Genomic DNA, 25,541 nt, shown 5'->3' with positions numbered 1-25,541 from the left:
GAGGCCCGCATGGCCCTCCCCGCCGCCGTCGCGGCCGACCGGCCCGAACCGGCCCCACCGCGCCCGCACAGCGGCCGGAACGTCGAACTGGTCCTGGTGCTGGGCGCGGTGGCGATCGCGGTGTTCGGATACGTCGAGGTCGGTTCCAACCTGGACGGCCGCCCGCCCGCCGACGCGCTCCGCTACGGCGCGGCCCTGGGCGGCCTGGCGCTGCTGGCCCACCTGCTGGTGCGCTGGCGGGCGCGGTACGCCGACCCGCTGCTGCTGCCGATCGGGGTGCTGCTCAACGGGATCGGACTGGTCGTCATCTACCGGCTGGACCGCGCCACCCCGCACAGCTCGGCGGCGCCCACCCAACTGCTCTGGTCCACCCTCGGGGTGGGGCTCTTCGGGCTGGTGGTGGTGCTGCTGCGGGACCACCGGTGGCTGCGCCGCTACGCCTACAGCGGTGCGCTGGTCGCCCTGGTGCTGCTGATCCTGCCGATCTTCTTTCCCGCGGTCTACGGCTCGCGGATCTGGATCACCATCGGCTGGTTCTCCATCCAGCCGGGGGAGTTCGCCAAGATCCTGCTGGTGATCTTCTTCGCCGCCTACCTGGCGGTGCACCAGGACACCCTGGCGCTGACCGGCCGCCAGGTCTGGCGGCTGCGGCTGCCGCCCGGGCGGGTGCTCGGACCGGTGCTGCTGGTCTGGGCGGTGTTCATCGGGGTGCTGGTGCTGGAGACCGACCTCGGAATGTCGCTGCTCTACTTCGGCATCTTCGTGGTGATGCTCTACGTCGCCACCGCCCGGATCGGCTGGATCGTCATCGGCCTGCTGCTGGCCGCCGCCGGAGTGACGGTGGTCGGCTGGCTCTCCCCGCACGTGCACGCCCGGGTCGAGCAGTGGCTGCACCCGCTGGCCTCGATCCAGGCCGGGCAGGGCGCCAACCAGATCGCCCAGTCGCTGTTCGCCTTCGCCTGGGGCGGGCTGCTCGGCACCGGCCTCGGCCAGGGGCACTCGATCCTGATCGGCTTCGCGGCCAAGTCCGACTTCATCCTGGCCACCATCGGCGAGGAACTCGGGCTGACCGGCCTGCTGGCGCTCTTCCTGCTCTATGCGCTGCTGGTCTCCCGGGGCTTCAGGACCGGGATCGCGCTGACCGATCCGTTCGGCCGGCTGCTGGCGATCGGGCTGGCCACCATCATCGGACTGCAGCTCTTCGTGGTGGCCGGCGGGGTGCTGGCGCTCATCCCGCTGACCGGGGCAACCCTGCCGTTCATCGCGCAGGGCGGGTCGTCGGTGGTGACCAACTGGATCATCGTGGCCCTGCTGGTGCGCCTCAGCGACCAGGCCCGCCGCACCCTGATCGAGGACGCATGACCATCGGCCCCACCGGACAGCGCCCCGGCATCCGGATCACCGCCCGCCGGGCCGGCACCTTCTGCCTGCTGCTGGTGCTGCTGCTCGCGGCCCAGGCCACCCGGGTGCAGTTCTTCCAGGCCAAGGGCTACAACGACAACGCGGCCAACCAGCGCAAGGCGATCCTGCGCTACGGCCAGCCGCGCGGCGCCATCCTGGTGGGCGGGCAGCCGATCACCGGCTCGGCGGCCACCGGCGGCCGCTACACCTACAAGCGCACCTACACCGACGGCCCCACCTATGCCGCCGTCACCGGTTTCTCCTCGCAGATCTACGGCAACACCCAGCTGGAGGGCACCGAGGACGCGCTGCTCAGCGGCACCGACGACCGGCTGGACGGCTGGGCGGTCTGGGACGCCATCTCCCGCCGGCAGAACCCCGGCGGCTCCGTCTACACCACCATCGACGCGGCCGCCCAGCAGGCCGCGATGAGCGGGCTGGACGGCCAGAAGGGCGCGGTGGCCGCGATCGAGCCGGCCACCGGCCGGATCCTGGCGCTGGCCAGCACGCCCTCCTACGACCCGGGCAGCTTCGCCGGCTCGTCCAGCGCCGACCAGCAGGTCTGGACCAGGCTGCAGAGCGACGGCGACCAGCCGATGCTCAACCGGGCGCTGCGCGAGACCTACCCGCCCGGCTCGACCTTCAAGGTGGTCACCGCGGCCGCCGCCCTGACGGCCGGCGTGGTCACCGACATCAACGCCCCCACCGCCGCGCCCTACCCGTACATCCTGCCGGGCACCACCACGCCGCTGGTCAACGACACCACCTCCTGCAACACGGCCGGCCTCGACCTGGACACCGCGATGACGCTGTCCTGCAACAGCGTGCTCGGCTACCTCGGGGTGCAGACCGGCCTGGACAAGATGGTCGCGATGGCGGAGAACTTCGGCTTCAACAACTCGAAGCTGGACATCCCGGTGCGGGCGGCCCGCAGCAACTTCGACACCACGATGGACCAGTCGCAGCTCGCGCTCTCCTCGATCGGCCAGTTCGACACCGCGGCCACCCCGCTGGTGATGGCGATGGTCGCGGCCGGGGTCGCCGACAACGGCACCGTGATGTATCCCCAGCTTGTGGACAAGCTCACCAAGTCCGACGGCAGCACCGTGCAGCTGATGCGGCCGCGCTCCTACCGGCAGGCGATGAGCCCGGCGGTGGCCGGGCAGGTCCAGCAGCTGATGACCGACGTGGTGGCCAACGGCACCGGCGGCCGGGCCGCGATCCCCGGCGCCACGGTCGGCGGCAAGACCGGCACCGCGCAGCACGGCGTGCAGAACAGTGCCGTGCCGTACGCCTGGTTCATCTCCTGGGCCAAGCCGGCCGGTTCCTCGGACGTCCCGCCGGTGGCCGTGGCCGTGGTGATCGCGGACAGCAGCGCCACCGATGTCACGGGCGGCTCGCTCGCCGCTCCGATCGCCAAGTCGGTGATGCAGGCGGTGCTGGCCCCGTAGGGCCCCGACCTCGGAGGACTTCGGGGGACTTATGCAGGCATGGGGTATATTTATACGGAAGTCGTCATAGTTAAGATCCAGAAAGCGCAGCAACCGTGCCCAGTACCTCCCCCAGCCTCGGCCACAGCCTGCTGCGCCGTAAGCCCGTCGCCACCCTGATCGCCGAGAGCGCGGGCAAGGGCGGTGACGGACAGCTGCGCCGGTCGATCGGCCTCTGGCAGCTCTCCGCGATCGGCATCGGCGCCACCGTCGGCACCGGCATCTTCTTCGTGCTGAGCTCCGCCGTCCCCGAGGCCGGCCCGGCCGTGGTGCTCTCCTTCGTCCTCGCGGCGATCACCGCCGGCCTGACCGCGCTCTGCTACGCCGAGCTGGCCTCGGCGATCCCGGTCTCCGGCTCCTCCTACTCGTACGCCTACGCCACCCTCGGCGAGGCCACCGCCTACGGAGTCGGGATCTGCTTGCTGCTGGAGTACGGGGTGTCCGCCTCGGCGATCGCGGTCAGCTGGGGGCAGTACCTGAACAAGTTCTCCGAGCTGGCCTTCGGCTTCCGGATCCCGGACTGGCTGGCCGCCCCGCCCGGCGACGGCGGCTACTTCAACCTGCCCGCCGTGGTGCTGGTCGCGATGGTCACCTTCCTGCTGGTGCGCGGGGTGAGCGAGTCCGCCCGGGTCAACGCGATCATGGTCGGCATCAAGATCGTGGTGCTGCTGGCCTTCGTCGCCATCGGCCTGACCGGCTACCACTCCGGCAACATGCACGACTTCATGCCGTTCGGCTGGTCCGGGGTCGGAGTCGCCGCCTCCAGCATCTTCTTCTCCTTCATCGGCCTGGACGCGGTCTCCACCGCCGGCGAGGAGGTGCGCAACCCGCGCCGCAACCTGCCGCTGGCCATCGTGATCTCGCTGGTCGTGGTCACCCTGCTGTACGTCGCGGTGGCGCTCACCGCGATCGGCGCCCAGCCCTGGAGGAAGTTCGACGGGCAGGAGGTCGGCCTGGCGCAGATCCTGCAGGACATCACCGGGCAGAGCTGGCCGGCCCTGATGTTCGCGCTCGGCGCGATCGTCTCGATCTTCAGCGTCACCCTGGTGGTGATCTACGGCCAGACCCGGATCCTCTACTCCATGGGCCGCGACGGGCTGCTGCCGGCCAAGTTCGCCAAGGTCTCGCCGCGCACCGGCACCCCGGTCTGGAACACCCTCGTGGTCGGCACCGGCGTGGCCCTGCTGGCCGCCTTCGTGCCGCTGGACATCCTCACCGACCTGACCTCGATGGGCACCCTGGTCGCCTTCGCGGTGGTCAGCATCGGCGTCATCATCCTGCGGCGCACCAACCCCGGCCTCGAGCGCGGCTTCAAGGTGCCGGGCTACCCGGTGGTCCCGGTGCTCAGCGTCGGCTTCTGCGCCTACCTGGTCAAGGGGCTGCACCCGATCACCTTCGTGTTCTTCGGGGGTGCGCTGCTGGTCGCCGCCGCCGGCTACTTCGGCTACGGCATCCGGCACTCCCGGCTGGGCGCGGCCGCCGCCGAGTCCGAGCCGGAGCCGGTGGCGGTCGGCGCGGCCGACTAGCGATCCCGGGGTGACGCAGCGTCCGGATGACGCCGCGTCACCCGAGTGGCCGACGACGCCCGGCAGTGCGCCGCCCTACCCTGCCAACCATGGTGAGCGCCCGTTCCGCCGGAGCACCCGTCCTGCCGCACCAGAACCAGGACCGGTGGAACCCCCGCCCGGCCCCCTGGCGGGGCCGGGCGGCCGCCACAGCCATCCGACTGGGCCGCCGCCGCTGGGTGCGACTGCTGCTCTGCCTGGCCGCGGCCGGCTGGGCGGCGGCCTTCCCGCTGGTCTCCCGGCTGGCCAACCAGCGGCTCTGGGGCACCCTCGCCGCGCCCGCCTACCTGCTGGCCGGGGCAGCCGTGCTGCTGCTGCCGCGCCGGATCGCCGCCCGGGCGGCCGCCGCCGCGGCGCTGCTCGGCGCGGTGCTGCTGCCGCTGGCGGTGCTGGCGGTGGGCAGCCGGGCGCAGTCGGAGGTCGGGGTGGTCGAGCGCTCCGCCCGACTGCTGCTGCACACCGGCACCCCCTATCTGCCGCATCCGGCGGCCGTCACCGAGTTCGACCCCTACCTACCCGGGATGGCGCTGTTCGGGCTGCCCCGGGCGCTGCTCGGGCGCGGCGGCCCGGCGGCCCTGCTGATCGGCGACGCCCGGGTCTGGTTCGCGCTCGCCTTCCTCGGCGGCCTGGCCGGCAGTTGGCGGCTGCTCGGGCGCGGCCCGTGGCGCTCCGCCCTGCTGCCGCTGCTGCTGCTCACCGGCTCTCCGGTGATCGCGCTCAGCCTGGCGGTGGGCGGGGTGGACCTGCCGCTGATCGGCGTCTGCTGCCTCGGCCTGGCGCTGGCCGCCCGGGGCCGGGCCACCGCGGCCGGTGTGGTGCTGGCGCTGGCCTGCGTCCTCAAGTGGACGGTCTGGCCTGCGCTACCCGTCGCCGTGCTGCTGCTGCGGCAGCGCGGTGGGTGGCGGCCGGCCGTGCGGGCGGCGGTGATCGCGGTGGCGGCCGTGCTGGCGGTGCTGCTGCCGTTCGCGCTGACCAGGCCGCAGGACCTGTGGCTGCAGGTGGTCCGCTACCCGCTGGGGCTGACGGCCGTGCACACCCCGGCCGGCAGTCCGCTGCCCGGCAAGCTGCTCGCCGAGCTGGGGCCGGCCGGGCGGATCGCCGCACTGGCGCTGCTGCTGGCGGGCGGCCTGGCGGTGGCGGGCTGGGTGCTGCTGCGGCCGCCGACCGGCGCGGTGGCCGCGGCCGACCGGCTGGCGGCGGGGCTGACGGTGGCCTTCCTGATGGCGCCGGCCGCCCGGTTCGGCTATCTGGCGCTGCCGGCGGTGCTGGTCGGCTGGCCCCGGCTGGCCGGCCTCGGCCGGAACGGGCGGGGTGCGCGGCGGGCCCTTACGGTGGACCGGGAGAGCGGCACCGTCGGCGGCTGAACCGGGCTGACGGTCCGTGAGCGCGCACGGGGAACGGCGTTCGGCGGCCAGGCGTTCCCGGTGGTGTCGACCCGGCGTCAGCCCGCCCCAGCCCGAGGAGGACCCGCATGCCCGAGCAGCGTCCGGACGAGCAGCAGCCCGCCGGGGAGCGGCCGGCGCGGGAGCGCCCGCGGCCCGGGCGGCGGCGGTTCCTGGGGCTGGCCGGGGCCGCGGCGGCGGGGGCCGGGCTGGCGGCCTGCGGGTCGGGCGGGGCGGCCGGCTCCAAGGCCGGCAATGCGGCCCGGCCGGCCGCCGGTGCACCGTCCGCCACCGCCGCCGTGCCGCGCGGCGCCGCCACCCCGCCCCAGCGGGAGAACGACCGGCCCGGCAACCCCGATTGGCGGATCGGCAACGCCGGTCCCGACCGGGCGATCGAGGGCTGGGCGGACCGGGTGAGCGTGCTGCCTGGAGAAACGTTTGGCCTGCACGTCTCGACCACCGCGCCCGGCTACCGGGTGACGGCCTATCGGATGGGCTACTACGGCGGTGCCCGCGGCCGCCAGGTCTGGCAGTCCGACCGGCTGCCCGGCAGCCGCCAGTCCGCCGCCTCGGCGGACCAGGCGACCCGGATGGTCGCCACCGACTGGGCGCGCAGCACCCAGGTCGACACCACCGGCTGGCCGGAGGGCAGCTACCTGCTGCGGCTGGACGCGGACGGCGGCGCCGGCCAGCGCTATGTGCCGATCACCGTCCGCTCGGCGAGCACCGCGGGCAAGCTGGTGGTGGTGAACGCGGTGGCCACCTGGCAGGCCTACAACGAGTGGGGCGGCTACAACCTCTACAACGGTTCGAACGGCGCCTACGCGACCCGCTCCCTGGTGGTCTCCTTCGACCGCCCGTACCAGTACGACAACGGGGCCGGGCTCTTCCTGGTGTACGAGGCGCCGCTGATCGCGCTGGCCGAGAAGCTCGGACTGCCGCTCGCCTACACCACCTCCACCGACCTGGCCGCCACCCCCGACCTGCTCAAGGGCGCCCTGGCGGTGCTCTCGCTCGGACACGACGAGTACTGGTCGCCGGAGCAGCGGGCCCATGTCACCGCGGCCCGCGACGCCGGGACCAACGTGGCCGTCCTGGGTGCCAACTGCTGCTTCCGACGGGTCCGTTACGAGCCCTCGCCGACCGGCCCGGACCGGCAGGTGGTCTGCTACAAGACCGGGTACCAGGAGGACCCCGGCTTCACGGCAGGGAAGCCGCCGACCAACGACTACCGGGCGGAGCCCGGGGCCGACCCGGAGAGCTCGCTGCTCGGGGTGATCTACGACGGCTACCCGGTGGACGCGCCCTACGTGGTGACCAACCCCGGGCACTGGCTGCTGGAGGGCACCGGCACCAAGGACGGGGACAGCTTCGCCCACCTGGTCGGCGTGGAGTACGACCGGGTCAACCCGACCTTCACCACGCCCCGGCCGATCGAGATCCTGGCGCACTCACCGGTCGTCTGCGAGGGCCGCCACAGCTACAGCGACACCGCGTTCTACGCCGCGCCGGGCGGCGCCGGGGTCTTCGCCAGCGGGACCATGCGCTGGGTGGAGGCGCTGGACGCCACCGGTGACGGCAGTTCGGGGGCCGACCACTCGATGGACGCCAGGGCGGGGGCCTTCACCCAGCAGGTGACCACCAACCTGCTGAAGGCGTTCGCGGCCGGCCCGGCGGGCCAGGCCCATCCTCCGCAGGACAACGTGGCGGCGGTCTACGGCCCCAAGCACTGAGAAGCACTGACGGCCGGTCAGTCGACCGGCCGTCAGTGCTTCTCGGTTCGCCTTCGGTCAGCCGTTGTTGCCGACCTTCAGCACCTCGGCCACCGCCGGGGCCGCCGCGTCGGCGCCGAAGTTGCCCTGCAGCACCTCGGCGCTGACCGCCAGGTTGTCCCGGTAGCCGGTGAACCAGCTGTTCGGGGTGACGTTCGGCTGGGTCTCGGCGGTGCCGGTCTTGCCGCCGATCAGGTTGCCGGTGATGCCCTGGAACGCCTGGTAGCCGGTGCCCGACGGGTCGGTGACCACGCTCTTCATCAGCGCCCGCAGCTTGTTCAGCACGTCCGGCGGGAGCTGCTTGGCGGCCGGCTGCTGCTGCATGCCGTCCACCAGGATCGGCTGCTTGAACGTTCCGCTCTCCACGGTGGCGGCGATCGAGGCCATCGCCAGCGGGTTCATGGTGATCTTGCCCTGGCCCATGAACTCGCCGGCCGTCTCGTCCTTGCTCTGGCCCGGGCCCGGGATCTTGCCGTCGGCGTCGGTGATGCCGGTCTTCCAGTCCTGGCCGATGCCGTAGTAGTCCAGCGCCGTCTGGGCCAGGTCACCGGACTTCAGGGTGGCCAGGCCCTGCTTGATGAAGGCGGTGTTGCAGGAGACCGTGAAGTCCTGGGTGAAGGTGTACTCGTTGTGCGCGTCGGAGAAGTCGTTCTTGTACGTCTGGCCGGTGGTGATGCTCGACGGGCAGGGCATGTTGGCGTTCGGGTCGATTCCGGCCTGCAGCAGCGCGGTGGCCGTGACGATCTTCATGGTGGAGCCCGGCGCCGTGACGCCCACGAAGGCCAGGTTCAGGCCGGCGGCCGGGGCGTTGGCGATCGCCAGCACATGGCCGGTGCTCGGCTCGATGGCCACTATGCCGGCGTTCGGGATCTTGCCCCCGCCCTTGGCGAACTGCTCGTCCACCGCCTTCTGGGCGGCCGTCTCCAGGCCGGCGTCGATGGTCAGCTTGATCGGCTTGCCGGGCTTGGGGTCGATGATGGTGAAGAGCGGCTCCGGCTTGTTCTTGCCGGCGTCGTCGGTGATCACCACACCGGTGCCGGCGTCGGCCGGGTCGCCCGCGGTGGTGCCGGACTGGAACTTCAGCACGACCTGGTTCAGCGACGGGAACTGGGCCAGCGACTGGCCGTTGCGGTCGGTCACCTTGGTCGGCGGGTTGAAGACCTGCTGGGTGGTGATCGTTTCACCCGTGCCCAGGTGCGGGTGGATGACGGTGGGCGCCCAGTGCACGGCGGCCTTGCCGTCGCTCATCTTCACCATGCCGACGTAGCCGGTGTAGTCCCAGACGTTGGTGGTGTTGGCGAACTCCACCTTGGACTTGAAGTTCATCAGCACCTGGCTGGCGGGCGCGCCCGACGGAGAGGCCGAGGCGCCCGGCGAGCCGGCGGCGGACGGCTTCGCGGACGGCGTGGCGTTGACCGAACCGGGCGGCGGCGCGGTCGCGGAGGCGAAGGCCGACGGCGTGGTCTGGGCGCCCGGCGTCAGGGTCAGCGCACTCGGCTTCAGGTTGTTCTGGAACGCCGTCATCGCGGTCAGCGCGGTGGCCGGATCGTCGGTCAGCTTGCTGGCCGCGTCCAGGTTGCCGGAGGCCCAGGCGGTCAGGAAGTCCTTCTCGCCGCTCGCGGCCAGCTCGGCCGACGGCGGCTCGGCGACCACGTGGCGGGGCGGCGCTGCCCCGCTGCCCTTACTGCTGCCGGACCCGACCAGCGAGTACGCTCCATAGCCGCCGGCGGCCACGATGACGACCGCGACGGCACTGATGACGGCGGCCTTGGCGCCCTGACGCATGGTGCTGCTCCCGGAGGACGAGTGATGGGACAGCACAGCCTAAGCACAGGATTTCGGTGCTTCCGCCGGAGGTGGTGGCTCGTGACACAGCTGGTACACACCTCTGACACTCCGTCGGTTTGAGAACGCGGACCGTTGCTAGATCCAGCTGGTGAACCACATCCGGGCCCGCCAGTCGTCCAGCGGGATCACCTGTCCGGTGTACAGCGGATAGAAGTAGAGGAAGTTCCAGACGATCAGCAGCACCAGCACACCCGCCGCCGCGCCGCCCACCAGCCGCCGTTCGGGTGTTGCGCCGGCCGGTCCGATCAGCGCGCCGACCAGCATGGTCACGGCCAGCACGAGGAACGGCACGAAGGCCACCGCGTAGAACAGGAAGATGGTCCGGCTCTGGTACTCGAACCACGGCAGGTAGCCGGCGCCGAGCCCGCAGAGCACCGCCCCGGCCCGCCAGTCCCGGCGCAGCGCCCACCGGTACAGGCAGTAGGCCAGCGCCGCCACCCCCGCCCACCAGAGCAGCGGGGTGCCGATCGCCAGCACCTCGGAGGCGCACTTGCTCGCCGAGCAGCCGCTCTGCCCGGACGCGGGCGACTCGTAGTAGAAGGAGACCGGGCGGCCGAGCACCAGCCAGCTCCACGGGTTGGACTGGTACAGGTGCGGGCTGTGCAGGTTGACGTTGAAGTCGTACATCTGCGAGTGGTAGTGCCACAGCGACCGCAGGCTCTCCGGCACCCATGTCATGTCCACCCGGAACGGCATCTTCACCTTGCCGGCCAGCGGCAGCGTGATGTACTCGGTGGACAGGCCGTGCCGGCCCACCGCCCAGTCCCGCCCGTAGCCGCCCCTGCCCGGAACCGGGCTGCTGGCCAGCCAGCCCGACCAGGAGGCCAGGTAGACGCCGGCCGAGACCACCACGATCGAGACGAAGGCGGGCAGGCCGTCCCGGATCAGAGTGGTCCAGTACGGCCGCCGGGCACCGGCCAGCCTGCGCGCGCCCAGGTCCCAGAAGACGGTCAGCAGCCCGAAGAAGGCCGCCACGTACATCCCGCTCCACTTGGTCGAGCAGGCCAGCCCGACGCACACCCCGGCCGCCAGCCGGTACGGGCGCAGCCCCAGGCGCATCCGGTGGGCCGGCGCGGCATCCGGGCCGTCGCCCAGGCGGCGGGCGATCCGGGCCCGGGTGCGGTCCCGGTCCAGCAGCAGGAACCCGAAGCCCGCCAGGATCCAGAACATGACGACCAGGTCGAGCAGCGCGGTGCGGCTCATCACGAAGTGCAGGCCGTCCACCGCGAGCAGCAGTCCGGCCACGCAGCCCAGCAGGGTGGAGCGGAACAGCCGGCGGGCGATCCGGGCGATCATCAGGATCGACGCGGTGCCCAGCAGCGCCACCATGAACCGCCAGCCGAACGGATGCATCCCGAAGAAGTGCTCGCCCAGGCCGATGATCCACTTGCCGACCGGCGGATGGACGATGAACGCCGGGTCGGACTTGAACGGGATCACCTGCGGGTGGCTGACGATCTGGGCGTTGGCGTTGTCGGGCCAGTTGGTCTCGAAGCCGCCGTGCCAGAGCGCGTAGGCGTCCTTGGCGTAGTAGGTCTCGTCGAAGACGACCCCGCCGGGGCTGCCCAGGTGCCAGAACCGCAGCAGGCCGCCGAACAGCGCCACCAGCAGCGGGCCCAGCCAGCCCGACCAGCGGCAGAGCCAGGACCACAGGCCGTCCGGCAGTCGGATCCCGGCCCGCAGCAGCAGCGGCGAGGGCGCCACCACCGCCGGGGTCACCCCGGGCCCGTCAGGCATCGGCGGCACCAGGCGCTCGGCCTGCGGGGCCGGCGCGGGCGCCCGGTAGCCGAAGGCGGCCAGTCGGCGCACCCAGGGGGCGCGTGGCCCGGGTATTGCCGCGTCGCCGCAGTCCTGCTCGTCCACCGGGCCGGTCCCCGCGGTGGTCTCGACCACCGTCGCCTCGGCCCCCGTCTCGCCAGTCACCCGCCACATCGTAGGGGCGGGAGCTGAAAGCCGAGGCCCCTTGCCGTGCGGCTGCCCGGAACGTCCCGATACGCGTTGGGCCGGCCGCGCCGGGCCTGACAGGATGGCCCTGTGACAGGAGTACTCGTTCTCGCAGGCACACCCATCGGCGACGTCTCGGACGCCCCGCCCCGGCTGCTCACCGAGCTGGCCGAGGCCGACGTGATCGCCGCCGAGGACACCCGCCGCCTGCGCCGGCTCACCCAGGCGCTCGGGGTCGCCCCGGCCGGGCGGGTGCTCTCCTACTTCGAGGGCAACGAGGTCGGCCGCACCCCCGAGCTGGTCGAGGCGCTCACCGGCGGGGCCCGGGTGCTGCTGGTCACCGACGCCGGCATGCCCTCGGTCTCCGACCCCGGCTACCGACTGGTCGCCGCGGCGGTCGAGGCGGGCATCCGGGTGACCGCGGTGCCCGGGCCGTCCGCGGTGCTCACCGCCCTGGCGCTGTCCGCGCTGCCGGTGGACCGCTTCACCTTCGAGGGCTTCCTGCCGCGCAAGACCGGCGACCGGGCCCGGGCGCTGGCCGAGGTCGCGGCCGAACCGCGCACCATGGTCTTCTTCGAGGCCCCGCACCGGATCGCCGAGACCCTGGACGCGATGGCCGAGGCGTTCGGCGCCGACCGCCCGGCCGCCGTCTGCCGGGAGCTGACCAAGACCTATGAGGAGGTCAAGCGCGGCCCGATCGGCGAGCTGGCCGCCTGGGCCGCCGACGGGGTGCGCGGCGAGATCACCGTGGTGGTCGGGGGCGCCCCGCCGGCCGCCCCGGCGCAGCTCACCGCCGCCGAGCTGGCCGACCGGGTGGCCCGCCGGGAGGCGGCGGGGGAGCGCCGCAAGGAGGCCATCGCGGCGGTCGCCGCCGAGCTGGGGCTGCCCAAGCGGGAGGTCTTCGACGCCGTGGTGGCGGCCAAGCACAGCGGCTGAACACCGCCGGAACCGCTCGGCGATCGCCCTCGCCCCACCCGGAACAGGCGCGTACGGTGGAGTGATGGATGTCCAAGGCACCGGCACAACACCCGGCGCCAGGTAAAGCGGAGGCCTGAGAAACCCCAGCTGAGCTGCGGTTTCGACGGCCATTCGTACAGGGATCCCCAACTCCCCGCCAATTCTCGGCAAGTCGGGCATCGGGTCGGGCCGGTGGGGCATTCCATCGGTTGGAAAGACCCGTCCGGGCGACCGTCCGGCGGGCGCAGGGAGACCGCGATGAGCGACAGAATCGGTAGCCCGTCGGGCGGGGGCACCCCGGCAACCGGCCCCACCACACTGCAGGCCGACGCGGCCCGGGGGCCCGTCCCCACCGTCCATGAGGCGTACGCCTTCGTCTGCCTGAGCTGCGGATACGGCTGGGAGCAGGCGTACCAGATCGAGCACCACCAGGACCGCGACGGCCACCAGAAGGTCCTGTACCGCGCCAACGGGGTCCGGGTTCCCTCGCCGCTGCTCCAGCCGGTCTGCCCGGGCTGCGGCGGCCACACCGTGCGGATCATGCGGGAGGGGCGGGTGGCCACCACCCGCCGCTCCTCGAGGTACGCGGCGCCGGGGTACGCGTTCTACGCCGAGCCGCCGGACGCGCTCGTGTCCAACCCGTACGGGCAGTACGCCGGGCTGGCCGGACCCGCCGAGCCCGCCGAGCCCGCCGTGCCCGAGCCCCGCCGGCTGCGGCAGCACTGGTACCAGTTCTGGCTGCCGCGCTCGTAGCGCCGCCCGTCGCCGTCCCCCAGCCCAGGGGGCTGGGAGGCGCCCCCAAGGGCCCCGCCGCCGCGCGGGGCCCGACTAGGCTCTTGGACCATGGCTGCCAAGGACGACCGCTCCACCCCGCCCCCGCTGCCCGCCCCGCTCGCGGTGCCGGTGGCCGACTCCCACACCCACCTGGACATGCAGTCCGGGACCCCGGCCGAGGGGCTGGCGAAGGCGGCCTCGGTGGGCGTCACCACGGTGGTGCAGGTCGGCTGCGACCTGCCCGGCTCGCGCTGGGCCGCCGAGCTGGCCGGCGAGTTCGAGCAGGTGCACGCGGCCGTCGCACTGCACCCCAACGAGGCACCGCGGATCGTGCTCGGGGACCCGGACACCTGGTCCGGGCAGAAGCGAGAGCCGGGAGGCTCGGCGGCACTGGACGAGGCGCTGGCCGAGATCGACCGGCTCGCCGCCCTGCCGCAGGTGCGGGCCGTCGGCGAGACCGGCCTCGACTACTTCCGCACCGGCCCCGAGGGCGTGGAGATCCAGAAGGAGTCCTTCCGCCGCCACATCGAAATCGCCAAGCGGCACGACAAGGCCCTGGTGATCCACGACCGGGACGCCCACGAGGACGTCATCGAGGTGCTGCTCGCCGAGGGCGCCCCCGAGCGGACCGTCTTCCACTGCTACTCCGGCGACGCTGCGATGGCCGAGCTCTGCGCCGAGCACGGCTGGTACCTGTCGTTCGCCGGCCCGGTCACCTTCAAGGCCAATCAGCCGCTGCGCGACGCCCTGGCCGCCACGCCGCTGGACCGGATCCTGGTCGAGACCGACGCCCCGTTCCTCACCCCGCACCCCTACCGCGGCCGGCCCAACGCGCCGTACCTGATCCCGGTCACGGTCCGCTCGATGGCCGAGACGCTGGGGCTCGGCGAGGACGAGCTGTGCACCGCCATCGCCGCCAACACCGCCCGCGCCTTCGGCTGCTGAGCCCTTGCCGCTGCACGGCCGGTAGCCTTACCCGGTGAGCACCACTGATCCCTCCTCCTCCGACAGTCACCTGCTGGGCGCCGCCGACATCCGCGAACTGGCCGCCGCGTTCGGGGTCCGCCCCACCAAGCAGCGCGGCCAGAACTTCGTGATCGACGCCAACACCGTGCGCCGGATCGTCCGCGCTGCCGAGGTGACCCCCGAGGACGCCGTGGTCGAGGTCGGCCCCGGCCTCGGCTCGCTCACCCTGGCGCTGCTCGAGGTCGCCGCCCACGTCACCGCGGTCGAGATCGACCCGCTGCTGGCCCAGCACCTGCCGACCACCGTCGGCACCCGGATGCCGGCCAAGGCCGACCACTTCGACCTGGTGCTCAGTGACGCCATGGAGGTCACCGAGCTGCCCGGGCCGCCCCCCACCGCGCTGGTCGCCAACCTGCCGTACAACGTCGCCGTCCCGGTGCTGCTGCACATGCTGGCCACCTTCCCCAGCATCGAGCGCACCCTGGTGATGGTGCAGTCCGAGGTGGCCGACCGGCTCGCCGCCAAGCCCGGCAACAAGGTCTACGGGGTGCCGTCGGTCAAGGCCAACTGGTACGCCGAGGTCAAGCGGGCCGGCGCGATCGGCCGCAACGTCTTCTGGCCGGCCCCCAACGTGGACTCCGGCCTGGTCTCGCTGGTCCGCCGGCAGCCGCCCGCCACCACCGCCAGCCGGACCGAGGTCTTCGCGGTGGTCGACGCCGCCTTCGCGCAGCGCCGCAAGACGCTGCGCGCCGCCCTGGCCGGCTGGGCCGGCTCGCCCGCCGCCGCCGAGCAGGCCATCGCCGCCGCCGGGATCGACCACACCCTGCGCGGTGAGATGCTGACCGTCGAGCAGTTCGCCGCCATCGCCGAGCACAAGCCTGAGGGATCGTCCAAGTGATCGCTGTCCGGGTGCCCGCCAAGGTCAACGTCCAGCTGGGAGTCGGCGGCCTGCGCGCCGACGGCTTCCACGACCTGGCCAACGTCTTCTTCGCGGTCGCACTCGGTGACGAGGTCACCGCTGTTTTCGGACAGGGCGTGACGATCAGCTGCAGCGGACCGGACGCCGACCAGGTGCCGCTCGACGACACCAACCTGGCCGCCCGCGCCGCCCGCCTGCTCGCCGCCCGCCACGGCATCGAGCCCGACGTGCACCTGCACATCGCCAAGGCCATCCCGGTGGCCGGCGGGATGGCCGGCGGCAGCGCCGACGGAGCCGCCGCCCTGGTCGCCTGCGACGCGCTCTGGCAGCTGGACACCCCGCTGCCGGTGCTGCTGGAGCTCGCCGCCGAACTCGGCTCCGACGTGCCGTTCGCGCTGCTCGGCGGCGTGGCCCTGGGCCGCGGCCGGGGCGAACTGCTGGAGGAGCTGCCGGTCGCCGGCACCTTCCACTGGGTCTTCGCGGTCGCCGACGGCGGCCTGTCCACCCCCGCGGTGTTCCGCGAGTGCGACCGGCTGCGCGAAGCGGCCGGCACCGGCTCCAGCGCCGCCGAGGTGCCCACCCCCGACCCGTCCGCCGAACTGCTCGCCGCCCTGGCCGCCGGCGACCCGGCCGCCCTGGCCGCCGCGCTCGGCAACGACCTGCAGGCCGCCGCCCTGTCGCTGCGCCCCGACCTCGCCGACTGCCTGAGGGCCGGCCTGGACGCCGGCGCGCTCGCCGCCCTGGTCTCCGGCTCCGGCCCCACCTGCGCCTTCCTGGCCAAGGACGCAGCCGACGCGCAGGCCGTCGCCGACGCCCTGACCGCCTCCGGCACCTGCCGCGCCGCCCACGCCACCCACGGTCCGGTGCCGGGCGCCCGGGTGATCGCCGGGTAGTCAGGCCGGGCCGACTAGGCTGGGTAGCTCCATTGGTTTAACCCCAGGAGCGCACACACGTGGCCGTCAACCTCGCCACCATCGAGTCCGTCACGAAGGTCTACGGCACCCGAGCCCTTCTGGACGGGGTCACCCTCGGCGTCAGCGAGGGCGACCGGATCGGCGTGGTCGGCCGCAACGGCGACGGCAAGACCACCCTGATCCGGATGCTCGCCAAGCTGGAGGAGCCGGACAGCGGCCGGATCACCTGGAACGGCGGCCTGCGGCTTGCCGTCCTCACCCAGCACGACTCACTCGACCCAGAGGCCACCATCCGGCACGAGGTGATCGCCGACCGCGCCGACCACGAGTGGCTCGGCGACGCCCGGATCCGCGACATCATCGAGGGCCTCTTCGGCGGCCTCGACCTGCCCGGCTTCAGCAACGGCCTGGACACCGTGATCGGCCCGCTCTCCGGTGGCGAGCGCCGCCGGATCGCGCTGGCCAAGCTGCTGCTCGGCGAGCCCGACCTGATCGTGCTCGACGAGCCCACCAACCACCTGGACGTCGAAGGCATCGCCTGGCTCGCCCGGCACCTGCAGAACCGCCGCTCCGCGCTGGTCTGCGTCACCCACGACCGCTGGTTCCTGGACCAGGTCTGCACCCGGATGTGGGACGTGCAGCGCGGCGAGGTCCGCGAGTACGAGGGCGGCTACTCCGACTACGTCTTCGCCCGCGCCGAGCGCACCCGGATCGAGGCCACCGAGGAGCAGAAGCGCCAGAACCTGGCCCGCAAGGAGCTCGCCTGGCTGCGCCGTGGCGCCCCCGCCCGCACCTCCAAGCCGCGCTACCGGATCGAGGCCGCCAACGCGCTGATCGCCGACGTCCCCGAGCCGCGCGACAAGAGCGAGCTGATGAAGTTCGCCAACGCCCGACTCGGCCGCACCGTCTTCGAGCTGGAGGACGTCACGGTGCGGGCAGGGGACAAGCTGCTGCTGGAGCGGCTCACCTGGAACCTCGGCCCCGGCGACCGGATCGGCCTGCTCGGCGTCAACGGCGCCGGCAAGACCTCGCTGCTGCGCGCCCTGCAGACCGCCTACGCCTCGCAGGGCGACACGCAGCCCGCGTCCGGCGTCATCAAGGTCGGCAAGACCGTCCGACTCGCCTACCTCTCCCAGGAGATCGCCGAACTCGACCCGGCCACCCGGGTGCTGCAGGCCGTCGAGCAGATCCGCGGCCGGGTCGACCTCGGCAAGGGCCGCGAGATGACGGCCGGTCAGCTCTGCGAGCAGTTCGGCTTCAGCAAGGACAAGCAGTGGACCCCGGTCGGCGACCTGTCCGGCGGTGAGCGCCGCCGCCTCCAGCTGCTCCGACTGCTGATGGACGAGCCCAATGTGCTCTTCCTCGACGAGCCCACCAACGACCTCGACATCGAGACCCTCAACCAGCTGGAGGACCTGCTCGACGGCTGGCCCGGCTCGATGATCGTGATCAGCCACGACCGGTTCTTCATCGAGCGCACCACGGACGTGACCTACGCGCTGCTGGGCGACCGGCGGATGCGGATGCTGCCCGGCGGCGTCGACGAGTACCTGGAGCGGCGGGCCGCCGTCGCCGCCGCGGCGCCCGCCGCGGTTGCCGCCCCGGCGCCGACCGACGCCGCGCCCGCCAAGTCGGGCGCGGAGAGCCGGGCCGCCAAGAAGGAACTGCAGCGCATCGAGCGCCAGTTGGCCAAGCTGGAGCAGCAGGAGAGCAAGCTGCACGACCAACTGGCCCAGCACGCCGCCGACTTCTCCAAGGTCGCGGAGCTGGACGCGCAACTGCGCAAGGTGCGGGAGGAGAAGGAGGAGCTGGAGCTCAACTGGCTGGAGCTGGCGGACTCCTGACGCCTAGTCGTGCAGGAGCTGCGCTGCGCTGCGGATTGTGCGGGCCCGGTCAGCCGTGCAGGAGTTGCTCCAGTTCGGCGGCTGCTTGGGTGAGGGCGCTGCGCTGCGGATTGTGCGGGCCCGGCGGGCGGGTGGCCACCCCCGCCGGCGGGCGGTGCCGGCGGGCCGCCGCCGCCAGCTGGTCCAGCGCGGCGAGCACCCGCGCCACCTCCGCCGGTTCGCTGAGCCGACCGCCGTAGCGCAGCTGCGCCGCGTAGGCGGCCACCGCGCCGCTCAGCCGCTCCAGGGCCGCCGTGGCCGGCAGCCAGGCCTCGGCCCGCTGCCCGGCCGGCGGCGGCTCGGTCAGCCCGTGCTGCACCTCCTGCCGAGCGTCCGCCAGCGCCCGGTAGGCGGTGCGGCGCAGCCAGACCTGGGCGCGGGCGTCCTCGGCGGGCGGCTCGGTGACCGAGGTGAGATAGGCGCGCAGCGTCTCGGTCGCCGTCACCAGGCGCGGCTCGATCCGGTGCGGAGCCCGCTCCGGCCACAGCAGATAGCCGAAGACCAGCACGATCACGCTGGCCAGCACGGTGTCCAGCACCCGCGGCCCGACCTCCGCCGACCCGCTGCCCCCGCCCAACTGCACCAGCACCAGGGCCAGCGGCGTCATCACCATCGTGTTCAGCCCGTAGTGGGCAGCCGCCGACCACGGCAGCAGCGCGACGCAGAGCGCCACCACGCCGACCAGCACCCAGCGTTCGGTGGTCAGCGAGAGCAGCGCCGCCGTCAGCACCACCCCCAGCACCGTGCCCACCGCGCGACTGACCGCCCGCAGGAAGACCGAGCCCAGATCCGGCTTGAGCACGAAGGCCACCGTCATCGGCACCCAGTAGCTGCGGTTCAGCGGCAGCGCGGCGGTCAGCACCTCGGCCACCCCGATGCACAGTGCCACCCGGGCGCCGTACCGCGCGGCACCCCGCGACAGCAGCCGCCCCCGCAGCCGCCACGGGTCGGGCGGCGGCACCGGGGCCGTCCGGACCACGGTCGCCGGGTCCGCCGGGCGGCCGGCCACGGCGTCGGCCGCCGTGCGCAGGGCGTCCGCGAGGGCCCGGCGGGCGGGGGTGTCGGGGTGCCAGGCGGGGAGCGGGGGCGCAGGTGCGTCCGCCGCCAGGGTCCGGGCCAGCTGCTCCGGCAGTGCGGCCACCTCCGGGGGCACCGGCCGGCGGGCCCAGAGCAGCCCGCTGGCCGCCTCGGTCGCGGCCAGCGCCCCCTCGTAGGCCCGGCGCAGGGCGGACAGCCGGGCGCTCTCGCGAGCACCGGGGCGCGGCGGCGGCAACTGGTCCTGCAACTGGTTCAGACGGCCCGTCAGCACCCGGCGGGCCGCTGGCCCCTGACTCGTACCCAGCTCCTCCAGCAGCGTGCCGAGCGCCCGGTAGACCTCGGCCAGCTGCAACCGGGGCGGATCGCTGCGTGCGTGCGGCCGGTAGGGCAGCCCCAGCAGCACCACCAGGCCCGCCCCCGCCAGCATCATCGGCCCCGCCACCCACCACGGATGCGGCGGCGCCATCCCGTCGCCCAGCGCCGTCGACACCAGCAGCAGCAACCCCGCCGCCGAGCCGCGCGGTCCCGTCGCACTCAGCGCACCCGAGACGAAGGCCACCGCGGTCAGCACCAGCACTGCGACCGCGGTGGGCAGTCGCCAGTGCAGCACCGCCCCGCCGATCAGCATCCCGGTCGCCGACGCCGCCAGGGCGCCGCCGATCCGCAGCAGGCGAAGCCCGGCCGGCTCCACCCGGTCGTTCAGCGTCGCGTGCATCGCCCCGAGCCCCGCGAACACCCCGAGATCCAGCCGCCCCGCCGCCAACCCCGCGCACAACGGCACCGCCATCCCAGCCGCCGCTCGGGGCGCCAGCACCCACGCCACCACCGGCCGCGCCGGCCGCACGGCCCGGGCCCACCAGGAGCGGGGGCGGGCGGGGGTGGTGGGGGTGGGGGTGGGGTTGCTGCTGGTCACGTTGATCAACGCTGCCACACGGTCGTGTCGATTGTGCTTCGGGTACCTTGACGTGCGGTGACGTGCCGCGAGGGTGCCCTCCTGGCTGCGATTCCAGGGCAGTCCTGCCGGGGCCGGGTCTCCAGGCCTTCGGCGGTACGTGACAACTCCGTACCGATAAGGCCCGTGCGCCACAAGGGGCCTGCCGGACTGACAGACGCGCTCGCTAAGATGTGAAGCAGCCGCTACAGCCTGTTCGTAAACGGGTGGGATCGGCGATACGGGACTTCGAAGCTTGACGACGTGGTGCGGCACGGCGGCCGTGGGCCGGTCCGTGCACGGGGGAGGTGCAGTTCAGTGAACGCAGTGCCCGGTGACTGGGCGGCTCTGGGGGCGAAGAACGCTTACCTGGACACAGCGCGCCAGCTGGAGGCGAGCGGTGTCTCGGCTGCGGACCTCAAGGTCGAGGTGGAGACGCTCAGCGAGTTCAAGAAGAAGGTCGACGCGATGCTCCAGTCGCTCGACGACTCGGACGCTTCAACGCCGAAGATCAGTCAGCAGAGCCTCGATCAAGACCACGTGGGCGCATTTCCGGATGCGACCAACCTGTTGGGTGCGTACGACGTGGTTCATCAGAACCTGCAGACGCTCTCGACGACGCTGTCTGATCAGATTCAGGCGATGAGCATTGCGCTCAACATCAACATGAACGGCTACCAGAACGTCGAAGACTCGCAGAGGCAAGCACTCTGGAAGATCTACAACCAGACGGACGAGCAGTACAACTCCGGTGTCAGCCCGACGGGGATCGTGAAGCCGCTGAACCCGGACGCGCCGTCGACTGCGACCAGCACGGATTCGAGCCCTGCGACGCCAGCGTCGTCCAGCAACTCGACGCAGCCTACGACGGCGCTCTCATGATGCTGATGGCTGGTCGTGAGCCTGGTACCGGGCGGCAGAGTGACACGGGGAGTATGTGATGCCAAACCCGCAAACGGATGATCTCTACAGCTACTTCGACAGCATGTCGCACGACCAACTGGTGGCCATGGTGCACAGCGCCGACCCGAGCCTCCTTTCGACGCGCAGTGGCAAGCTCTCGAGTGCGGCCGGAACGCTCAGCGACATTGCTGGGCAACTCTCGTACAACTCCCAGCACTTGGAGTGGAGCGGCGCTGCAGCCGACAGTTTCCGGGCCTGGGTCACGCAGGTCTCGACCGCTACCGAGCAGCTGAGCACCTATGCGAGCACCACCTCTGACCAGCTATCGGCGTCTGGTACTGCGCTCGGCACCGCAAAGGCCATGCCGCCCGTGCCGGTGAACGAGACCAACATCATGAACCGGTACAAGGCGCAGAACTCCCAGTACATCAGCGACCAGGCGGACCAGGCGAAAGCCGCGACTGACCCCAACTGGGTCACTCGGGTCCAGGCCAACCAGGCCCAGGCCACCCTTACGAAGGCGCACGACGATGCCGTGAGCCACATGGTGAGCCTGTCTCAGGCGTACCAGGCGTCGACGTCGGCCATCCAGCAGCAGAAGCCGCCGCTGTTTCCGCCGAGCCCGAAGTCGGTGATGGGGCCACCGCCGAAGGCGGAATACACATCTAACGGCCTCAACTTCGGTGGCTCCGGTAGCTCCACTGGCACTGGAGGTGGCGGCGGCGGTCGCCGCACCACCACCACCACTCCACCGCCCACCCGCACGACTCCGGTGCCCCCGACGCCGCCTCCGCCCAGGCTGCAGCCGGGTCCCCCAGGCCCGCCGCCCCCGCACCCGGGACCGGGACCGGGACCGTGGCCAACGCCCACCCCGGTCCCGCCGCCGAGTACCCCGACTCCGCCTACGCCCCCGACCCCTACTCCGCCGCCCGGCACAGGCCTTGACAGTGCCCCGCCGCCCGCGCCACCGCTGCCTGTCACCACTGGGCCGACCACCACGCTGCCGGGTGGCGGCCCGGGTAGCGGTCCGGGCGGTCTGCCCGGCGGCCTCCCGGGCGGTCTTCCAGGTGGCTACCCCGGAGGGTTCCCCGGGCCGATGGGTGGCAGCAGCCTCGGGAACCCGTCTGGTGGGAGTTCTTATGGGAATCCCTACGGCAAGTTGCCTGGCGGCGGTCGCCTCGGCGGCAGCCCGCCTCCCTTCGAGGAGGGCATCAGCGGCGGCACCAGCCGTCCTGGCGCGGCGTCAGGCCGTCGCCAGATCGGTACCAATGCGATCGGTGCCCAGGAAGGGGAAGCCGGAGCAGCTGGTGGCCGGGCCGGCGGTGGCGGCTACATGCCGGGCGGCGGCGGTGGCGGTATCGGCGCCGGTGGCCGTGGCATCGGTGGTGGCGCCAGCCGTGGCCGGGGTCTCGTGTCGACGCCCGGCGGCGAGGTCGGCGGCCGCCGTGGTCCCACTGCCGAGGGTGAGTTCACGCCCGGCGGCTCCGGGATCGGCAAGGCCAGCAGCGAAGCCCGTGGTGGGGCTGCCGAGGGCGAGGGTGGCTTCATGCCTGGTGGTGGCGCCGCCGGTGCGAGGAAGAGCAAGAAGGACCGCGGCCACCGCGCGGACTACCTCGTCGAGGACGAGGAGAGCTGGACCGGCGGAACCCCGGAGAGCAATCCGGACGTGATTGAGTAGGACCGGATCTCCTGCCCGGTCACTGGGTCAGCCCCAGTGACCGGGCAGCTCTTTGTTCGGTCCGGCCGGTGACCCGGCAGAGATGGTGATGAGGAGAGCGTGATGCGGCGAACCGGCGCGAGGATGCGAGGGCTGAGCACAGCAGCCCTGTTGGCACTGAGCCTGTCCGTGACCGGTGCGTTCGCCCCGGCAGCCCAGGCCCTGGACAACCCTCGCCAGGGCGAGTGGTACCTGGATGTATTGCACCTGTCTGACGTCTGGCAGACCGCCAATGGCAGCGGGGTTACGGTGGCGGTGATCGACAGCGGCGTGAAGTCGGATCATCCAGACCTAGTTGGTCAGGTACTTCCGGGGAAGGACTTCAGCGGGCTGCCTGGTGGTCCGAACGTCGACCCACTTGGCCACGGAACGGGGATTGCCAGCGTCATCGCTGGCTCCGGTAAGGGATTCAATGGCAAGGGCGTGATGGGGCTCGCGCCGGGGGTCAAGATTCTTCCGATCAAGGTCAACGACACGGAGGACCCCAGCACAAACATCTCTTCTCCGCAGTTCCTGAAGCAGGTGGATCAGGCCATCACCTATGCCGTGGACCAAGGCGCCAAGGTGATCAATCTGTCTGTCGGTGTTCGCAGCGATGACATCTCTCCTGCGGATGCTGCTGATCTGCAGACTGCAGTCGACTATGCGATAAGCCATGGTCGGCTAGTTATCGCGAGTGCGGGCAACAGCGGGCAAGAGGGAAATCCCGTCATGTACCCCGGTAACTCGGCAGGCGTCGCGGCCGTTGCCGCAGTGGACCACAACGGGGCGAGCACCAGTGAGTCTGAGCACGGCAAGTACGTTGCGCTGTCTGCTCCGGGCGTTGATACGGTCAACGCGTGCCTCGAGTCGTCTGGTTACTGCCAGAGCCACGGTACGTCCGACTCCGCTGCCATGGTTTCCGCAGACGCTGCCATCCTCTTCTCACAGCACCCCGACTGGACCGGCAACCAGGTCCTCCGAGTCCTGATCAACACAGCCAACAAGCCCAGCGACGGATCGACGCACAGCGACAACGTCGGCTTCGGTAGCGCCAGTATCAGCAAGGCCATCAAGTACACGGGCGACCCGGGCCCGGCCGGCATTAACCCTCTAGTCCAGGCTGGCGTCAGCGTCACCCCGCCGCCCACCGCTTGGCTGCCCGGCACCGCCCCACCGGGTCGCCCTCGGCCTCCGCGTCCGCTCAGCCCAGTGCTCCGGCCAGCGGCGTCGCGCCGGCCGGCAACTCCCCGACCCCAGCCGGCTCCTCGACCAAGTCCGCTGCCACCTCGTCCTCCTCGGGTTCCTCCAACCTCCCGCTGATCATTGGTGGCGCAGTAGTCGCCGTCCTGGTTGTCGGCGGAGTCATCTTCTTCGTGGCCCGCCGCAAGCGCTCCGCCGCCCCGCCGGACTCCTCTGCACCCCCGGCGTACCCGATGCCCACGCAGCCGTCGCCGTATGGCCAGGGCGCCCCGCCTCCGCCGCCCGGTTACAACCCCGGCACCCCGCCGCCCCCGGCGCAGAGCCCGTCGCCGTACCAGACCCCGCCCCCGCCGGCCGCCAATCCGTATCGCGATCCGCAGAGCTGAGCCCAGCAAGAACGCCCTGCCAGGCAGCAAAGCCTGGCAGGGCGTTCTTGCATCACAACGTGCCAGTTGACCGTCCACGGTGCCTGGCTGGAAGGCTGAGTTACGGGTGATGACTTGAGTAGGTTGAACTGATTTCCCGCATGCCCAACGGGTTTGGTAGTTCGATAGGCAGCCGCCTGTATCGGCTGGCTTCGCCCCCGCGATGGCAACTGCACAGCTACTGCGCCGTGAAGTTGTTCCCGGGGCTCCCCGTGCCCACTCCGCACTCTCTGGATTTGGACTCTGTGCGTCCTTCGTCATGGATGCTCACCGTTCAACTCCGGCGAGCATCTTGACGTGATTGGGTAGTGCCCGAATCCCCTGCCCGGTTACTCCTTCAACCCCAGTTTCACGGGGATGGTGCCGGGCGGCTCTAAACCCAGCACCATCAAGTAGTGGGCTGGATGCCAAGTGACTCGGCGGGCGGCTGCTTGACAACGAAGGATCCCTTGCCGCGCACGGTGACGATCAGCCCGCGTTCACGAAGTTCCTGCGCGGCGCGCCGAGCGGTGAGTCGAGCCACGCCGTACTCGTCGGCGAGGTGGTTCTCCGAGGGGATCGGCCTGTCTGGCGCCAGCTCGCCGGACTTGATCTTCCTGGCGACCATGTCGGCCAACTGGACGTAGAGCGGTGTGGCGCTCATGGGATCCAGTGTCGCCTTCGGGTCTGTATCGCTCATACGTCCAACGTAGAGGGGCCTCGATCTACACGGACGAGTGGCTCCCTCTGTACTTGTATACAGAGGGCTGGTCTCGGATGTAATGTGAATCACAAGTACCCCGGCGAGGTGGCTCAGACCTCCCGGGGCATGGCCAACGCTGACAAGGAGCGTCGACATGGACGACCTTATCCGTCCCCTCCACAGCACTGCCGGATGGCGTCGCCTGACCTACGAGCGCCTGCGGCAGGTGCGGCGGCAGCTCGCCTTGGTGCTCGCGGCGGACTTCGGGATCGATCGCGACCGACAGCTGATCGATGCGGGGAAGGTGGCTGTCTGATGTGCCGTGCAGCCGACCTCGTTTCCGTCGAGCCTCGCCTGCTGCCGTGGCCGACCCCGGAGGGCAATCCCTGCTACCTCGTGTCGGGCGCCGGGGGTGGCATGATCTCGCGCCTGGCCGACGACGTGGAGGCCGAGCAGTTGGAAACGGCCACCGAGGTGCTCGGCCATGCTCACAGCGTGCTGGAGGACGTCGCCTCGCCGCCCAGCGAGGTGCGGTTCGCTGCCGTCCGGCTCGCTGAATGCCTGAGTAACGTGCTGCGGATCGCGGAGTCCCGCGGTATGCGCATGCCCGCACCGGTGGCCGACGACATCGAGCCCCCATCGGCGGCCACCGACTGACGGGCACCCGCCCCTGAAACCGCGCCGAGAGGGCACCGAGCCCTACCTGGCCCCACCCCCGCCGTGCGCCAACCCGTACCGCGACCCGTAGAGCTGAGCTCGGCGCCAGTGCCCTGTCGAGCAACCCGGCTGACAGGGCACTGTGCCATCGGCGCAGGTCGTCGCAGCTGGCGCTCGCCTCTGCGTCCAGC

The 25,541-nt window shown here is 71.9% G+C and carries 20 protein-coding genes; 16 read left to right on the top strand and 4 right to left on the bottom strand.

Translation table 11 applies throughout. The features are described 5' to 3' along the window. Window positions 1–9: 9 nt before the first annotated feature. The 5 genes from E6W39_RS17660 to E6W39_RS17640 all read left to right on the top strand — a co-directional run bounded on the left by E6W39_RS17660 (window position 10) and on the right by E6W39_RS17640 (window position 7,571). Window positions 10–1,362, top strand: coding sequence for an FtsW/RodA/SpoVE family cell cycle protein (locus tag E6W39_RS17660; RefSeq protein ID WP_141634337.1), 1,353 nt, complete (start codon window positions 10–12; stop codon window positions 1,360–1,362). Further along, a complete protein-coding gene (locus tag E6W39_RS17655) occupies window positions 1,359–2,852 on the top strand; it encodes a penicillin-binding transpeptidase domain-containing protein (RefSeq protein WP_141634336.1) in 1,494 nt (497 codons plus the stop codon). Before E6W39_RS17660 ends, E6W39_RS17655 begins: the two co-directional genes overlap by 4 nt. Window positions 2,853–2,947: 95 nt before the next feature. Then, window positions 2,948–4,417, top strand: a complete 1,470-nt coding sequence (locus E6W39_RS17650) for an APC family permease (protein ID WP_228718197.1) — start codon at window positions 2,948–2,950, stop codon at window positions 4,415–4,417. 89 nt (window positions 4,418–4,506) lie between these two features. Then, the gene (locus E6W39_RS17645; protein WP_181799306.1) at window positions 4,507–5,820 is read left to right on the top strand and encodes a glycosyltransferase 87 family protein; all 1,314 of its coding nucleotides are present in this window, start codon (window positions 4,507–4,509) and stop codon (window positions 5,818–5,820) included. A gap of 107 nt (window positions 5,821–5,927) precedes the next feature. Beyond that, entirely contained in the window at window positions 5,928–7,571 is a 1,644-nt protein-coding gene (locus E6W39_RS17640) for a N,N-dimethylformamidase beta subunit family domain-containing protein (RefSeq protein WP_228718196.1), read from the top strand. A 57-nt stretch (window positions 7,572–7,628) separates the two neighbouring features. Here the strand turns inward: E6W39_RS17640 and E6W39_RS17635 are convergent, their stop codons facing one another. Together E6W39_RS17635 and E6W39_RS17630 are read right to left on the bottom strand one after the other, a co-directional pair. Continuing rightward, window positions 7,629–9,395: a penicillin-binding transpeptidase domain-containing protein gene (locus E6W39_RS17635; protein WP_141634334.1), complete on the bottom strand. Its 1,767-nt coding sequence runs from the start codon at window positions 9,393–9,395 to the stop codon at window positions 7,629–7,631. A gap of 138 nt (window positions 9,396–9,533) precedes the next feature. Beyond that, on the bottom strand, window positions 9,534–11,390 hold the full coding sequence (locus E6W39_RS17630; RefSeq protein WP_141634333.1) for a dolichyl-phosphate-mannose--protein mannosyltransferase: 1,857 nt from the start codon (window positions 11,388–11,390) through the stop codon (window positions 9,534–9,536). A gap of 102 nt (window positions 11,391–11,492) precedes the next feature. Here E6W39_RS17630 and rsmI point away from each other — a divergent pair, with 102 nt between their 5' ends. From rsmI to E6W39_RS17600, 6 genes are all read left to right on the top strand, one after another. Continuing rightward, a complete protein-coding gene (rsmI, locus tag E6W39_RS17625; protein ID WP_141634332.1) occupies window positions 11,493–12,338 on the top strand; it encodes a 16S rRNA (cytidine(1402)-2'-O)-methyltransferase in 846 nt (281 codons plus the stop codon). Window positions 12,339–12,617: 279 nt separating this feature from the next. Continuing rightward, window positions 12,618–13,112, top strand: a complete 495-nt coding sequence (locus E6W39_RS17620) for a hypothetical protein (RefSeq protein WP_141634331.1) — start codon at window positions 12,618–12,620, stop codon at window positions 13,110–13,112. Between the two features lie 90 nt (window positions 13,113–13,202). Beyond that, window positions 13,203–14,078, top strand: coding sequence for a TatD family hydrolase (locus E6W39_RS17615; protein WP_141634330.1), 876 nt, complete (start codon window positions 13,203–13,205; stop codon window positions 14,076–14,078). A gap of 34 nt (window positions 14,079–14,112) precedes the next feature. Continuing rightward, complete coding sequence (gene rsmA, locus E6W39_RS17610) at window positions 14,113–14,997, top strand: 16S rRNA (adenine(1518)-N(6)/adenine(1519)-N(6))-dimethyltransferase RsmA (RefSeq protein WP_141634329.1); 885 nt, start codon at window positions 14,113–14,115, stop codon at window positions 14,995–14,997. Next, entirely contained in the window at window positions 14,994–15,911 is a 918-nt protein-coding gene (locus E6W39_RS17605) for a 4-(cytidine 5'-diphospho)-2-C-methyl-D-erythritol kinase (protein WP_141634328.1), read from the top strand. The genes rsmA and E6W39_RS17605 overlap by 4 nt, the downstream gene beginning before the upstream one ends. A gap of 59 nt (window positions 15,912–15,970) precedes the next feature. Further along, window positions 15,971–17,776, top strand: coding sequence for an ABC-F family ATP-binding cassette domain-containing protein (locus E6W39_RS17600; protein ID WP_101381915.1), 1,806 nt, complete (start codon window positions 15,971–15,973; stop codon window positions 17,774–17,776). 49 nt (window positions 17,777–17,825) lie between these two features. On the opposite strand, the gene E6W39_RS17595 is transcribed toward E6W39_RS17600, so the two are convergent. Next, window positions 17,826–19,766 (bottom strand): FUSC family protein, encoded by a 1,941-nt coding sequence (locus E6W39_RS17595; protein WP_141634327.1) that lies wholly within the window; start codon window positions 19,764–19,766, stop codon window positions 17,826–17,828. A gap of 336 nt (window positions 19,767–20,102) precedes the next feature. Between E6W39_RS17595 and E6W39_RS17590 the strand changes: the two genes are divergently transcribed. From E6W39_RS17590 to E6W39_RS17585, 3 genes are all read left to right on the top strand, one after another. Then, window positions 20,103–20,666: a hypothetical protein gene (locus tag E6W39_RS17590; protein WP_141634326.1), complete on the top strand. Its 564-nt coding sequence runs from the start codon at window positions 20,103–20,105 to the stop codon at window positions 20,664–20,666. 58 nt (window positions 20,667–20,724) lie between these two features. Then, a complete protein-coding gene (locus tag E6W39_RS39410; protein WP_181799305.1) occupies window positions 20,725–22,365 on the top strand; it encodes a WXG100 family type VII secretion target in 1,641 nt (546 codons plus the stop codon). A 150-nt stretch (window positions 22,366–22,515) separates the two neighbouring features. Then, window positions 22,516–23,706 (top strand): S8 family serine peptidase, encoded by a 1,191-nt coding sequence (locus E6W39_RS17585; RefSeq protein ID WP_181799304.1) that lies wholly within the window; start codon window positions 22,516–22,518, stop codon window positions 23,704–23,706. Between the two features lie 693 nt (window positions 23,707–24,399). On the opposite strand, the gene E6W39_RS17575 is transcribed toward E6W39_RS17585, so the two are convergent. Next, a complete protein-coding gene (locus tag E6W39_RS17575; protein WP_141634323.1) occupies window positions 24,400–24,654 on the bottom strand; it encodes a GntR family transcriptional regulator in 255 nt (84 codons plus the stop codon). Window positions 24,655–24,847: 193 nt separating this feature from the next. On the opposite strand from E6W39_RS17575, the gene E6W39_RS39405 reads away from it, so the two are divergent. Next, complete coding sequence (locus E6W39_RS39405) at window positions 24,848–25,009, top strand: hypothetical protein (RefSeq protein ID WP_181799754.1); 162 nt, start codon at window positions 24,848–24,850, stop codon at window positions 25,007–25,009. Continuing rightward, a complete protein-coding gene (locus E6W39_RS17570) occupies window positions 25,009–25,350 on the top strand; it encodes a hypothetical protein (protein WP_141634322.1) in 342 nt (113 codons plus the stop codon). The genes E6W39_RS39405 and E6W39_RS17570 overlap by 1 nt, the downstream gene beginning before the upstream one ends. Window positions 25,351–25,541: the final 191 nt, after the last annotated feature.

The sequence above is a fragment of the Kitasatospora acidiphila genome (genome assembly GCF_006636205.1).
Lineage (GTDB): Bacteria > Actinomycetota > Actinomycetes > Streptomycetales > Streptomycetaceae > Kitasatospora > Kitasatospora acidiphila.
This window is presented reverse-complemented; position numbering and strand designations above follow the sequence as displayed.